The organism is Escherichia sp. MOD1-EC6098 (assembly GCF_002965865.1).
GTDB lineage: Bacteria > Pseudomonadota > Gammaproteobacteria > Enterobacterales > Enterobacteriaceae > Escherichia > Escherichia marmotae.
Genome location: NZ_PTSN01000008.1, coordinates 18,688 through 32,792 on the forward strand (window position 1 = coordinate 18,688; position 14,105 = coordinate 32,792).

Sequence of the window (14,105 nt, forward strand, 5' to 3'; positions counted from 1 at the left end):
CAGATGGCGCAGACTATATCACTGAAGCCCTACGCTAACAAATAGCACGACTCTCTGTAGCCGGATTATCCTCAGCTTGCGAGACGCATCACCTCTTTTCTGGCGACCTCGCGCGCATTGACATCAACAGACAACACATCGTCCACGCATTGTGGTTCGCGCATATCCATTTTTTCCAGCACGGATAAATTCAACGCGGCGATATCCGTAAAACGAATCCGTTGCGCAAGGAAGGCTGCAACACTAATTTCGTTTGCGGCGTTCAATGCCGTCGTCGCAGCCTGGCCTTGTTCAAACGCATCCATCGCCAGTTTCAGACATGGATAACGTTCATAATCCGGTGCGGAAAATGTCAACGCACTCAGTTTGCAAAAATCGAGCGGCTTCACGCCAGAGTTCACGCGATTCGGCCATGCCATGGTGTGGGCAATTGGCGTTCGCATGTCGGGTTCACCCAACTGCGCCAGAACACTGCCGTCCTGATAACGCACCATTGAGTGAATCACTGACTGCGGATGAATCAGCACTTCCATCTGGCTGGCGCTGGCGTTAAACAACCAGCGCGCTTCAATGTATTCCAGACCTTTGTTCATCATGGTGGCCGAATCGACGGAAATTTTACGTCCCATCGACCAGTTCGGATGACGACAAGCTTGATCTGGCGTCATTGTTGCCAAATCACGCAATGGCGTCTCACGGAAAGGGCCACCAGACCCGGTAAGTAAAATGGACACCACGCCATTTTGCTCAAGGTCAGCGTATCCCAGATTGTGCTGAATAGGTTGCGGTAAACTCTGAAAAATGGCGTTGTGTTCGCTATCGACGGGTAATAACTGCGCTTTGCTCTGCTTTACGGCGTCCATGAACAGACGTCCACAGGTGACCAGTGATTCTTTGTTTGCCAGCAGTATGGTTTTACCCGCGCGGATCGCGGCAAGCGTAGGTAGCAGGCCTGCGGCACCGACAATCGCAGCCATCACCTGATCAACATCGTCAAGCGCCGCCATATCGCAAGCAGCCTGCTGGCCACTTAAGACTTCGGTGCGGCTACCTTGTTGTTGTAGTGTCGTTTTAAGAAGTTTCGCACTCGCTTCATCGTCCATAACAGCATAGCGGGGAGAGAATTCCAGGCACTGTTCTACCATACGAGTGACATTTTTTCCTGCCACCAGCGCAACTACGCGGAAGTGTTCGGGATTATGGCGCACCACGTCCAGCGTGCTGCAACCAATCGAGCCGGTCGAGCCCAGAATGGTGAGTTGCTTCATGAAACATCCAGAGTTGAGACAGAATAAAAAGCAAAACGCCGCCAGCCGATCCGCAAGGATCTACTGAGCGGCGTTTTTGTCGTTCAAGAAATCAGAACTGCATCAGTTCTGCTTCTTTGTCTGCCAGCGCCGCTTCAATTTTCTTGATTGCAGCGTCAGTCAGTTTCTGTACATCGTCTTGAGAACGGCGATCATCATCTTCGCTGATCTCTTTTTCTTTCAACAGTGCTTTCACTTTGTCGTTCGCGTCACGGCGCACGTTACGCACCGCAACACGTGCTTGTTCTGCTTCACCACGAACGATTTTGGTCAGATCTTTACGACGTTCTTCCGTCAGCGGAGGCAGTGGAACACGAATGTCGCTACCCGCAGAGTTCGGGTTCAGGCCGAGGTCGGACGCCATAATCGCTTTTTCAACGGCCGGAGACATTGAACGGTCAAACACGTTGATTTTCAGTGTACGGGAATCTTCTACCGTTACGCTTGCCAGTTGACGCAGCGGCGTCGGCGTGCCGTAATATTCCACGACAATGCCATCCAGCAGGCTGGGAGAAGCACGACCCGTGCGTATTTTGCTGATTTGGGTTTTGAACGCTTCTACGCATTTGTCCATGCGTACTTCAGCATCTTTTCTGATATCGCTAATCACGTTACGAATCCTTGAAAACTTGTCTCAGTCAGACCAGACAGTCACACACAGTGGAAGTGTGCTAAGTATAGCCCTGATTAAACATATTACGGGTAATCGTCTGGATTATTAGACTATTTTATTTGCCATTTTGACCCAGGGCTGTGCTCGCAATCCTCACGTACTTTTGTACGCTCCGGTTGTTGCGCGCTGGCCGTGACCAAACTGCCTGAAACAATAACGCCTTATAATCAGACTTACGCCCCCGCGATACTTATGCGGAATCTTACCCTTATTTATCCATTACGGGAATTATTCCGTAATCAAAGTCCCTTCTTTTTCACCCATTACCACACGGCGCAGCGCACCCGGTTTGTTCATGTTGAAAACACGAATCGGTAATTTGTGGTCACGAGCCAGCGTAAAGGCAGCCAGGTCCATCACTTTCAGTTCTTTCTCCAGCACTTCACTGTAGGTCAACTGCTCGTACATAGTTGCAGTTGGATCTTGCGCCGGGTCAGCGGTAAACACACCGTCAACTTTGGTTGCTTTCAGCACCACATCGGCTTCAATTTCGATACCACGCAGGCAAGCTGCAGAGTCAGTGGTGAAGAATGGGTTACCAGTACCGGCAGAGAGGATCACCACACGGTTATTACGCAACAGGCTGATAGCTTCGGCCCAACTGTAGCTGTCACACACGCCATTCAATGGAATAGCGGACATCAGACGAGCGTTCACATAGGCGCGGTGCAGTGCATCACGCATTGCCAGGCCGTTCATCACGGTCGCCAGCATGCCCATGTGGTCGCCCACAACGCGGTTCATACCCGCTTTCGCCAGACCAGCACCACGGAACAGGTTACCCCCACCAATCACCACACCAACCTGAATACCCAGTTCAACCAGTTCTTTGATTTCCTGAGCCATGCGATCCAGTATGCTTGCATCAATACCGAAGCCTTCAGTGCCCTGCAGAGCTTCGCCACTTAACTTAAGCAGAATGCGTTTATAGACGGGTTTTGCATTGGTAGCCATGTTTCTTTCCTGAGACTGTCAACGATTGAAATGAATTAATACTGGCGACATTGTACGTCGCTTTTCAGCGCAGCCCCATAAGGGTTAGCTGAATTTACAAGATGGGCGCAAAAAGAAGCCGCCCTCAGGCGGCTCCTTTTCGATAATTAAGACTGCTTGGACATCGCAGCAACTTCTGCTGCAAAGTCAGTCTCAACTTTCTCGATGCCTTCACCCACTTCGAAGCGGATGAAGCCAGTCACTTCAGCGTTATGCTCTTTCAGCAGTTGACCAACAGTTTTTGCCGGTTCCATAACGAACGGCTGACCGGTCAGAGAAACTTCGCCGGTGAATTTCTTCATGCGGCCTTCAACCATTTTCTCTGCGATTTCTTTCGGCTTACCAGACTGCATCGCGATGTCCAACTGTACCTGGTATTCTTTCTCTACCACTTCAGCGGATACGTCTTCCGGTTTGATGAATTCTGGTTTGCTTGCAGCAACATGCATAGCGATGTGTTTAACCAGCTCTTCGTCAGCGCCTTTAGCAGCAACCAGAACGCCGATACGCGCGCCGTGCTGATAAGAACCCAGAACGTCGCCTTCCAGCGCAGCAACACGGCGAATGTTGATGTTTTCACCGATTTTCGCTACCAGCGCAACACGTTCTTCTTCGAACTGTGCTTTCAGAACTTCAACGTCAGTGATTTTGCCAGCAACCGCTGCGTCCAGAACTTTGTCTGCGAACGCCTGGAAACCAGCATCTTTTGCCACGAAGTCAGTCTGGCAGTTAACTTCCAGAATGATGCCGTAGTTGCCGTCGATTTTGGTTTTGATCACGCCGTCAGCAGCAACGTTGCCTGCTTTTTTCGCTGCTTTGATCGCACCAGACTTACGCATGTTTTCGATTGCCAGCTCGATGTCGCCGTTAGCTTCAGTCAGTGCTTTTTTGCAATCCATCATGCCTGCGCCAGTACGCTCACGCAGCTCTTTTACCAGGGATGCGGTAATTTCAGCCATTCTAAAATCCTCGGAGATGTGATCTGCCCGGAATTAAACCGCACAGATATAAAAGTGAAAAAGGGGGCCATATGCAGGCCCCCTAACCAAACGTGTACTACCTGGTCTATAAGGGCTCTCCCCTTCATATTTCAAGCTGCAGGCGCGTTGTCTTCGCTCGCTCACTCAGGTCACTTACTTAAGTAAGCTCTCTGGGATTCTCGAGCTTGCCGCCTTCCTGCAACTCGAACTATTTCGGGGGAGTTATCAAGCCTTATTACTCAGCTTCTACGAAGCTTTCTTCCGCCTGGGAAGCCAGATCCTGAGAACGGCCTTCACGAACGGTTGCAGCAACAGCGCCCAGGTACAGGGTTACAGCACGGATTGCGTCGTCGTTACCCGGGATAACGAAGTCAACACCGTCCGGATCAGAGTTGGTATCAACGATAGCAAATACCGGAATACCCAGGTTGTTTGCTTCTTTGATAGCAATGTGTTCGTGGTCAGCATCGATTACAAACAGAGCGTCCGGCAGACCGCCCATGTCTTTGATACCGCCCAGGCTGTTTTCCAGTTTCTCCAGCTCACGAGTGCGCATCAGCGCTTCTTTCTTGGTCAGCTTGTCGAAAGTACCGTCCTGAGACTGAGTTTCCAGATCTTTCAGACGTTTGATGGACTGACGAACGGTTTTCCAGTTAGTCAGCATACCGCCCAGCCAGCGATGGTTCACGAAGAACTGGTCGCAGCTCAGAGCAGCGTCTTTCACCGCTTCGCTTGCAGCGCGTTTAGTACCAACGAAAAGGATTTTACCTTTGCGAGAAGCAATCTTGTTCAGTTCAGCCAGAGCTTCGTTGAACATCGGTACAGTTTTCTCAAGGTTGATGATGTGAACTTTGTTACGCGCACCGAAAATGAACGGCTTCATTTTCGGGTTCCAGTAACGGGTCTGGTGACCGAAGTGAACACCAGCCTTGAGCATGTCGCGCATGGAAACAGTTGCCATGATTAAAACCTCTATATAAAAGTTGGGGTTATGCCTCCACGTATCCCATATTACCGACCCCAAAGGGCACCCCGGAATATGTGCCGATACGTGTGTGTTGTTACACAAAGTGAGATTGTCGCTTCCGTCCAGTCTGTGTATACGAAATGGATCGGAAGTCCGGCGCGCTTTATACCACAAATACGCCGTGGACTCCAATAATTGTTGGTGCGGTGTACAACATCACACGATGAATTTTCTATTACAGGAAACCCTCGGTGGCACGTTTCGCGAAGTTCAGAATGATTCTCAATTTGGCAGGGTGTGATACCATTGACAGCACTTAAATATATATTGTCGGTATCACCGACGCTGATGGACAGAATTAATGGCTATCTCAATCAAGACCCCTGAAGATATCGAAAAAATGCGCGTCGCTGGCCGCCTGGCTGCCGAAGTGCTGGAAATGATCGAACCGTATGTTAAACCGGGCGTCAGCACCGGCGAACTGGATCGCATCTGTAATGATTATATTGTTAATCAGCAACACGCAGTTTCTGCCTGCCTCGGCTATCACGGTTATCCGAAATCCGTTTGCATTTCTATTAATGAAGTGGTGTGCCACGGTATCCCGGACGACGCCAAACTGCTGAAAGACGGCGACATCGTTAACATTGACGTCACCGTAATCAAAGATGGTTTCCACGGCGACACCTCAAAAATGTTTATCGTCGGTAAACCGACCATCATGGGCGAACGCCTGTGTCGCATTACGCAAGAGAGCCTGTATCTGGCGCTGCGTATGGTAAAACCGGGCATTAATCTGCGTGAAATCGGCGCGGCAATTCAAAAATTTGTCGAAGCAGAAGGCTTCTCCGTCGTTCGTGAATATTGCGGGCACGGCATTGGTCGCGGCTTCCATGAAGAGCCGCAAGTGCTGCACTATGACTCCCCAGAAACCAACGTCGTGCTGAAACCGGGGATGACCTTCACCATCGAGCCAATGGTCAACGCGGGTAAAAAAGAGATCCGCACCATGAAAGATGGCTGGACGGTAAAAACCAAAGATCGCAGCTTGTCTGCACAATACGAGCATACTATTGTAGTGACCGATAACGGCTGCGAAATTCTGACGCTACGCAAGGATGACACCATCCCGGCGATAATCTCGCACGACGAATAAGAGGAAGACAAACGCAAAATTGCCTGATGCGTCCTACCTTCTCCATTTGCAAGAAGTTGTAGGCAGGATAAGGCGTTCACGCCGCATCCGGCATGAACAAAGCGTACTTTGTCAACAATCTGAAGCCGGCGAATGCCGGCTTTTTTAATGCGATAATTTAATCTTATGGGTGGCGCACAATGAATACCCTTCCAGAACAGTACGCAAACACCGCTCTCCCCACCCTTCCCGGTCAACCGCAAAACCCTGGCGTCTGGCCCCGTGATGAATTAACCGTCTGTGGAATAAAAGCCCATATCGACACTTTCCAGCGTTGGCTGGGCGATGCCTTTGACAGCGGGATTTCTGCGGAACAATTGATTGAGGCGCGCACTGAGTTTATCGACCAGCTCCTGCAACGTTTATGGATAGAAGCGGGTTTCAGCCAGATTGCCGATCTGGCGCTGGTTGCCGTCGGTGGCTATGGTCGCGGCGAGTTACATCCGCTTTCAGATATCGATTTACTGATCTTAAGTCGTAAAAAACTCCCGGACGATCAGGCGCAAAAAGTGGGCGAACTGTTAACGCTGCTCTGGGATGTGAAGCTGGAAGTCGGTCATAGCGTGCGCACCCTTGAAGAGTGTATGTTGGAAGGGTTATCGGATTTAACCGTCGCCACCAATTTAATTGAATCACGTCTGTTGATTGGCGATGTGGCGCTATTTCTCGAACTGCAAAAGCATATTTTCAGCGAAGGATTCTGGCCTTCTGACAAGTTCTACGCGGCGAAAGTTGAGGAGCAAAACCAGCGCCACCAGCGTTATCACGGCACCAGTTACAACCTCGAACCAGATATCAAAAGCAGCCCCGGCGGCTTGCGTGATATCCACACCCTGCAATGGGTCGCCCGCCGACATTTCGGTGCTACATCGCTGGATGAAATGGTGGGGTTTGGCTTCTTAACGTCTGCGGAGCGGGCGGAATTAAACGAGTGTCTGCATATATTGTGGCGCATTCGCTTTGCCCTGCATCTGGTCGTTAGCCGTTACGATAACCGACTGCTGTTTGATCGCCAGTTAAGCGTCGCCCAGCGTCTGAATTACAGTGGCGAAGGTAACGAACCGGTCGAACGAATGATGAAGGATTATTTCCGCGTCACGCGTCGCGTCAGCGAACTCAACCAGATGCTGCTGCAACTGTTCGATGAAGCCATCCTCGCCCTCCCCGCAGATGAAAAACCACGTCCGATTGACGATGAATTTCAGCTACGTGGTACGCTGATCGACCTACGCGATGAAACGCTGTTTATGCGCCAGCCGGAAGCCATCTTGCGCATGTTTTATACCATGGTGCGCAATAGCGCGATCACTGGTATTTACTCCACCACGCTGCGTCAGTTGCGCCATGCCCGTCGCCATCTGCAACAACCGCTGTGTAATATTCCGGAAGCGCGAAAACTGTTTTTAAGCATTCTTCGACACCCTGGCGCAGTGCGTCGCGGACTTTTGCCAATGCATCGTCATAGCGTGCTCGGTGCCTATATGCCGCAGTGGTCGCATATCGTCGGGCAGATGCAGTTTGACTTGTTCCACGCTTACACAGTAGATGAACACACCATTCGCGTGATGCTGAAACTGGAAAGTTTTGCCAGTGAAGAGACGCGCCCTCGCCACCCGTTGTGTGTGGATGTCTGGCCACGCCTGCCATCGCCGGAGCTGATTTTCATCGCCGCATTGTTTCATGATATCGCCAAAGGACGCGGCGGCGATCACTCCATACTCGGCGCACAAGACGTGGTAAATTTTGCTGAACTCCACGGGCTGAACTCGCGCGAAACGCAACTGGTGGCCTGGCTGGTTCGCCAGCACTTGCTAATGTCGGTAACCGCTCAGCGCCGTGATATTCAGGACCCGGAAGTCATCAAACAGTTTGCCGAAGAAGTACAAACGGAAAATCGTCTGCGCTATCTGGTATGCCTGACGGTGGCTGATATTTGTGCCACTAACGAAACGCTGTGGAATAGCTGGAAGCAAAGTCTGTTGCGTGAGCTCTATTTTGCTACCGAAAAGCAGCTACGACGCGGAATGCAAAATACGCCGGATATGCGCGAACGGGTTCGCCATCACCAGCTTCAGGCGCTGGCTCTGTTGCGCATGGATAACATCGACGAAGAGGCGCAGCACCAAATTTGGTCGCGCTGTCGCGCTAACTATTTTGTCCGCCATAGCCCAAATCAACTGGCCTGGCACGCGCGCCATTTATTACAGCACGATTTAAGTAAGCCGCTGGTATTACTTAGCCCGCAAGCCACGCGCGGTGGCACCGAGATTTTTATCTGGAGCCCGGACCGCCCATACCTGTTTGCCGCCGTTTGTGCCGAGTTAGACCGTCGCAATTTAAGCGTTCATGACGCGCAAATTTTCACCACCCGCGACGGTATGGCGATGGATACCTTCATCGTGCTGGAGCCAGATGGCAGCCCTCTGTCCACTGATCGCCATGAAGTTATTCGTTTTGGTCTGGAGCAGATACTGACACAAAGTAGCTGGCAGCCACCTCAGCCGCGTCGTCAACCCGCCAAACTGCGTCATTTTACCGTTGAAACCGAAGTGACGTTTTTGCCAACCCATACCGACCGAAAATCATTCCTCGAGCTGATTGCTCTCGACCAGCCTGGACTGCTGGCACGGGTAGGGAAAATTTTTGCCGATCTGGGAATTTCGCTTCATGGTGCCAGAATTACAACCATTGGTGAGCGAGTAGAAGATTTATTCATAATCGCCACCGCTGACCGACGTGCACTTAATAACGAGTTGCAGCAGGAAGTACATCAGCGGTTGACAGAGGCCCTCAATCCAAACGATAAAGGGTGATGTGTTTACTGATATGAAAAGAGTTTAACAATGCAGCAGTTACAGAACATTATTGAGACCGCTTTTGAACGCCGTGCCGAGATCACGCCAGCCAATGCAGACACCGTTACCCGCGAAGCGGTAAATCAGGTGATCGCCCTGCTGGATTCCGGCGCACTGCGTGTTGCGGAAAAAATTGACGGTCAGTGGGTGACGCATCAGTGGTTAAAAAAAGCGGTGCTGCTCTCTTTCCGTATTAATGATAATCAGGTGGTAGAAGGAGCAGAAAGCCGCTACTTCGATAAAGTGCCGATGAAATTCGCCAACTACGACGAAGCACGTTTCCAGAAAGAAGGCTTCCGCGTGGTGCCACCCGCGGCAGTGCGTCAGGGTGCGTTTATCGCCCGTAACACTGTGCTGATGCCGTCTTATGTCAACATCGGTGCATACGTTGATGAAGGTACGATGGTTGATACCTGGGCCACAGTCGGTTCCTGTGCGCAGATTGGTAAAAACGTGCACCTGTCTGGCGGTGTAGGTATCGGTGGTGTGCTGGAGCCGCTGCAGGCTAACCCGACCATCATTGAAGATAACTGCTTCATCGGCGCGCGTTCTGAAGTCGTTGAAGGCGTAATTGTCGAAGAAGGTTCCGTTATTTCCATGGGCGTATACATCGGTCAGAGCACCCGTATTTACGACCGTGAAACGGGTGAAATCCACTATGGTCGCGTTCCGGCAGGTTCTGTAGTTGTTTCTGGCAACCTGCCGTCGAAAGATGGTAAATACAGCCTTTACTGTGCTGTTATTGTTAAGAAAGTTGACGCGAAAACCCGCGGTAAAGTCGGCATCAACGAACTGCTACGTACCATCGATTAAGAGTATGTACACGGGCAGCATGATGCTGCCCGTTTTCTTTGCAGGGAAAGATGATGATTTCACGCCGACGTTTTTTACAGGCTGCCACCGCAACGTTAGCCGCAGGCTCAGGTTTCGGCTATATACATTACCTGGAACCCGGCTGGCTTGAATTAACCCATCAGCACATCGTCTTTTTTAAAGATAAAGCCGCACCGTTCAAAATTCTTTTTCTTGCCGATCTCCATTACTCCCGCTTTGTTCCACTCACCCTGATATCAGAAGCCATTGCCCTTGGAGTGGCGCAAAATCCCGATTTGATATTGCTGGGCGGCGACTACGTACTATTTGATATGCCGCTGAATTTTTCGGCGTTTGGTGGCGTACTATCTCCCCTTGCCGAATGTGCGCCGACATTTGCCTGTTACGGCAACCACGATCGCCCCGTCGGTACGCAAAAGAATCGCTTAATTAGCGAAGCGCTGAAATCGGCTGGTATCAAGGTGTTGTTTAACGAGGCAACGGTTCTCTCCACACAGAATCGACAATTTGAACTGGTTGGCACAGGGGATTTATGGGCCGGGCAATGTAACCCTCCCGGCGTAAACGACGCTAATCTGCCACGGCTGGTGCTGGCACATAATCCCGACAGCAAAGAAGTCATGCGTGATGCCCCCTGGGATCTGATGCTGTGCGGTCATACTCATGGCGGGCAGCTACGCGTGCCATTGGTTGGCGAATCTTTTGCACCAGTCGAAGATAAACGCTACGTCACCGGGTTAAATGCGTTTGGTGAACGAAAAATCTATACGACCCGCGGCGTGGGAAGTTTGTATGGGCTGCGGCTTAACTGCCGTCCGGAAGTGACGATACTGGAACTGGTGTAGAACGTAAAATCTATCGCCAGAATAAAGCAGGTAATTTTTTAATTTTTACGCCATGATAGAAGTCTGGAAAAAGGCTTTCTGCGATCACAGTCGAGCCGGGCGGGCCAGGCCAAATGCTAAGATAAGCACAATTTACTGACTCATTTTGAGGTAACGCTATGTACGACAATCTGAAAAGTCTGGGTATTACCAATCCTGAAGAAATTGATCGTTACAGCCTCCGGCAGGAAGCCAACAACGATATTCTGAAAATCTATTTCCAGAAAGATAAAGGTGAGTTTTTTGCCAAGAGCGTGAAGTTTAAATATCCACGTCAGCGCAAAACGGTGGTTGCAGATGGTGTGGGTCAGGGCTATAAAGAAGTTCAGGAGATCAGCCCGAATCTGCGTTATATCATTGATGAGCTTGATCAAATCTGCCAACGCGATCGTAGCGAAGTGGATCTTAAACGTAAAATTCTCGATGACTTGCGTCACCTGGAGTCAGTGGTGACCAATAAGATCAGCGAAATTGAGGCGGATCTGGAAAAGCTGACACGCAAATAATAGTAACTGATGTCATTCTGCGAGCCGGGTAAAGTATCACCCGGCTTTAATTTTGTTATGAACCTACCGCTCTTCATCCAGTTGCAACGCCACATACAGCAACAGCCTGTCATCAAAATTACCCAAATCCAGCCCGGTCAATTCAGAGATACGGTTGAGACGATACTCCAGCGTATTACGATGGATAAACAACGCCTTTGACGTTGCCAGCGGCTGCACATTATGGCGAAACCACGCCGCCAGCGTACGCCGTAGCAAACCGTTATTATCCATCGCTTTGAGCCGTGCCAGAGGACGAGCCAGTTCGTTGGCTTGCCAGTCACCGCGCAAACTATCAAGTAAAACAGGCAACATCAGATCCTGATAAAAATAGCAGCGATTTTCTGGCATTCGCTGCTTACCGACGACCATCGTCGTTTTCGCCGTGCGATAAGAACGGGCAATACTACCATGACCGGTAAAATAGTTACCCAGCGAAACGCGGAAACGTAACTGACCATACTCTTTCATGCAGGTAATGAGTTGTTCAACTCGCTTACGATGATCTTCCGCATCCCAGCGCCCAAACTGATTCAACGCCGGTTTTAGCACCACCATTTCAGTCAGCGAAACAATCGCAACCAGATTATTACGTTCCGGCATAGTCAGCGCGTTTTGCAGTTGCTGTAATTCCGCCATCGCGCTATCGACGCCAAGCTGACCGCTGTCGACCTCGACAATGGCTACTACGCGGGGTTGATTGAGATCGATGCCCAACCTCTGCGCCCATTCGGTTAATGCTGGCGTACTCTCCTCAGCCTGAATCAGATGCATCACCAGCTCTTCACGCAGTCGGCTATCCTGCGCCAGCAGGTGCATCAACCGTGACTGTTCCAGCATCATTTCTGCCGTCATACAGACCAGCTCGCCATATTTACGCAAATGCTCCGGTTCACCGGTCAGTCCGATCACGCCGACAATTTCGCCCTCAAGCCGTAACGGTAGATTGCTCCCCTGTCGCACACCATGCAGATGGCGCGCCACGGCATCATCAATATCGACTACTCGCCCCTGCGAAAGTACCAGCAATGCACCTTCGTGCAATTCACCAATACGCTCACGATCGCCGCTGCCGATAATTCGCCCGCGAGCATCCATTACGTTGATATTGGTATCGATAATGCGCATAGTGCGCGCCACGATATCCTGCGCCATTTTGGTATCAAGATGCCAGCCAGCCATAAGCCCTCCGTTGAGCACGGTTTAGCATAAGGAAGTACGCAACGCACAGCATTGTGCAAATGCACAAAGGACAATGCAGAAATATGGAGTTGTGGAGGGAGTCACAAATTGAAAAGAGAACCCCTTCCCGTTTGCAGGAAGGGGTTGAGGGAGATTACTGCATTAACAGGTAGATGGTGCTGTCGCCGCGCTGAATGTTCAGTGCCAGAACAGACGGTTTGCTGTCGAGAACTTTACGCAGTTCAGCAATATTTTTCACTGCCTGCTGGTTCGCGCCAATAATCACATCACCTTTTTTCAGGCCGATCTGTGCAGCCGGAGTGCCCGTTTTCACGTTGTTCACTACCACGCCCTGATCTTTGCCTTTGTTGCTCATCTCTGCGCCTTCAATACCGTTGAAGATGGAGCTGGAATCAACCTGATTCTGGCTGCTCTGCTGCAGTTCCAGGTTCACGTTAACCTGCTTACCATCGCGCAGTAAGCCCAGGGTCAGTTTGCTACCCACCGGCATGGTGCCAACCTGGGCACGCAGCGCGGCAAAGCTGCTGATCGGTTTACCGTTCAGTGAGGTGATCACATCACCCGCTTTAATGCCAGCTTTCGCAGCGGAAGAGTTCGGCAGAACCTGACTTACGAAAGCACCGCGCTGGGCGTCAACTTTCATTGCTTTCGCCAGTTCAGAGTTCAGCTCGGTTCCCATAATACCCAGCTCGCCGCGTTTCACCTGGCCGAATTCCACCATTTGCGAGGTCAGGTTTTTCACCATGTTACTCGGGATAGCAAAACCGATACCGATGTTACCGCCGTCCGGCGCGAGGATCGCGGTGTTAATGCCGATCAGTTCGCCGTTCAGGTTAACCAGCGCGCCACCGGAGTTACCGCGGTTGATTGCGGCATCGGTCTGGATGAAGTTTTCGTAGTTTTCGGCGTTCAGGCCGCTACGTCCCAGTGCAGAGACGATACCGGAAGTTACCGTCTCGCCCAGACCGAACGGGTTGCCGATTGCTACGGTGTAATCACCTACACGCAGCGCATCGGAATCCGCCATCTTAATTGCAGTCAGGTTTTTCGGATTCTGGATCTGGATCAGCGCGATATCAGAGCGCGGATCTTTGCCAACCATCTTCGCGTCGAACTTACGGCCATCGCTCAGTTGAACTTTAATGACCGTCGCGTTATCAACAACGTGGTTGTTGGTAACAACATAGCCTTTATCGGCATCAATGATGACACCGGAACCCAGCGCCATGAATTTTTGTTGCTGACCGCCGCCGTTACCGCCCTGGCCACCCTGGCAGAACGGAGAACTCTGGAACGGAGAACCGTCCTGGCAGAACGGAGAATCATCACCGAAGAACTGCTGGAAATTACGCGGCATACGCGGCGTATTAACAGTTGTGCTACCTTCTACGTTAATGCTGACTACTGAAGGCATCACCTTTTCGAGCATCGGTGCAAGGCTTGGCATCTGCTGGGCTGTCGTTGCTGAAGAAGTCTCAGCCGCCGTTGCAGAGATCGGAGATAACGCCAAACCTAAACTCAGAGCCAGTGCACTCAGTGCTAATGTGGTTTTTTTCATGTATTTCAGTCTCGATTAACAGATAACGCAAAATTGCTGTGTTCTTCAGATTCGTTTTATAGCGCGAAGTTCCGAACTAAAGTTTCTGCAAAAAGTAAAAATTTATTGTCC

At 50.9% G+C, this 14,105-nt stretch carries 12 protein-coding genes; 5 read left to right on the plus strand and 7 right to left on the minus strand.

Annotated elements, in window-relative coordinates; all coding sequences use genetic code 11:
* Positions 1-71: 71 nt before the first annotated feature.
* From ispC to rpsB, 5 genes are all read right to left on the minus strand, one after another.
* Positions 72-1,268: a 1-deoxy-D-xylulose-5-phosphate reductoisomerase gene (gene ispC, locus C0K55_RS10635; protein ID WP_000811946.1), complete on the minus strand. Its 1,197-nt coding sequence runs from the start codon at positions 1,266-1,268 to the stop codon at positions 72-74.
* 91 nt (positions 1,269-1,359) lie between these two features.
* Positions 1,360-1,917, minus strand: a complete 558-nt coding sequence (gene frr / locus C0K55_RS10640) for a ribosome recycling factor (protein WP_000622419.1) — start codon at positions 1,915-1,917, stop codon at positions 1,360-1,362.
* Between the two features lie 291 nt (positions 1,918-2,208).
* On the minus strand, positions 2,209-2,934 hold the full coding sequence (gene pyrH, locus C0K55_RS10645; RefSeq protein WP_000224575.1) for a UMP kinase: 726 nt from the start codon (positions 2,932-2,934) through the stop codon (positions 2,209-2,211).
* Positions 2,935-3,080: 146 nt separating this feature from the next.
* Entirely contained in the window at positions 3,081-3,932 is an 852-nt protein-coding gene (gene tsf, locus C0K55_RS10650; protein ID WP_000818112.1) for a translation elongation factor Ts, read from the minus strand.
* 256 nt (positions 3,933-4,188) lie between these two features.
* A complete protein-coding gene (gene rpsB / locus C0K55_RS10660) occupies positions 4,189-4,914 on the minus strand; it encodes a 30S ribosomal protein S2 (protein WP_000246882.1) in 726 nt (241 codons plus the stop codon).
* Between the two features lie 367 nt (positions 4,915-5,281).
* Between rpsB and map the strand changes: the two genes are divergently transcribed.
* The 5 genes from map (at position 5,282) to C0K55_RS10690 (ending at position 11,194) form a co-directional block, all read left to right on the plus strand.
* Positions 5,282-6,076, plus strand: coding sequence for a type I methionyl aminopeptidase (gene map / locus C0K55_RS10670; RefSeq protein ID WP_001018205.1), 795 nt, complete (start codon positions 5,282-5,284; stop codon positions 6,074-6,076).
* 179 nt (positions 6,077-6,255) lie between these two features.
* Positions 6,256-8,928 (plus strand): bifunctional uridylyltransferase/uridylyl-removing protein GlnD, encoded by a 2,673-nt coding sequence (glnD, locus tag C0K55_RS10675; RefSeq protein ID WP_105266589.1) that lies wholly within the window; start codon positions 6,256-6,258, stop codon positions 8,926-8,928.
* A 30-nt stretch (positions 8,929-8,958) separates the two neighbouring features.
* On the plus strand, positions 8,959-9,783 hold the full coding sequence (dapD, locus tag C0K55_RS10680; protein ID WP_001186657.1) for a 2,3,4,5-tetrahydropyridine-2,6-dicarboxylate N-succinyltransferase: 825 nt from the start codon (positions 8,959-8,961) through the stop codon (positions 9,781-9,783).
* Between the two features lie 53 nt (positions 9,784-9,836).
* Positions 9,837-10,649, plus strand: a complete 813-nt coding sequence (gene yaeI, locus C0K55_RS10685) for a phosphodiesterase YaeI (RefSeq protein ID WP_024214652.1) — start codon at positions 9,837-9,839, stop codon at positions 10,647-10,649.
* A gap of 158 nt (positions 10,650-10,807) precedes the next feature.
* Entirely contained in the window at positions 10,808-11,194 is a 387-nt protein-coding gene (locus C0K55_RS10690; RefSeq protein ID WP_000272188.1) for a DUF3461 family protein, read from the plus strand.
* Between the two features lie 63 nt (positions 11,195-11,257).
* On the opposite strand, the gene cdaR is transcribed toward C0K55_RS10690, so the two are convergent.
* Together cdaR and degP are read right to left on the minus strand one after the other, a co-directional pair.
* The gene (cdaR, locus tag C0K55_RS10695; protein ID WP_105266590.1) at positions 11,258-12,415 is read right to left on the minus strand and encodes a DNA-binding transcriptional regulator CdaR; all 1,158 of its coding nucleotides are present in this window, start codon (positions 12,413-12,415) and stop codon (positions 11,258-11,260) included.
* Positions 12,416-12,569: 154 nt separating this feature from the next.
* Complete coding sequence (gene degP / locus C0K55_RS10700) at positions 12,570-13,994, minus strand: serine endoprotease DegP (protein WP_105266591.1); 1,425 nt, start codon at positions 13,992-13,994, stop codon at positions 12,570-12,572.
* Between the last annotated feature and the right edge of the window lie 111 nt (positions 13,995-14,105).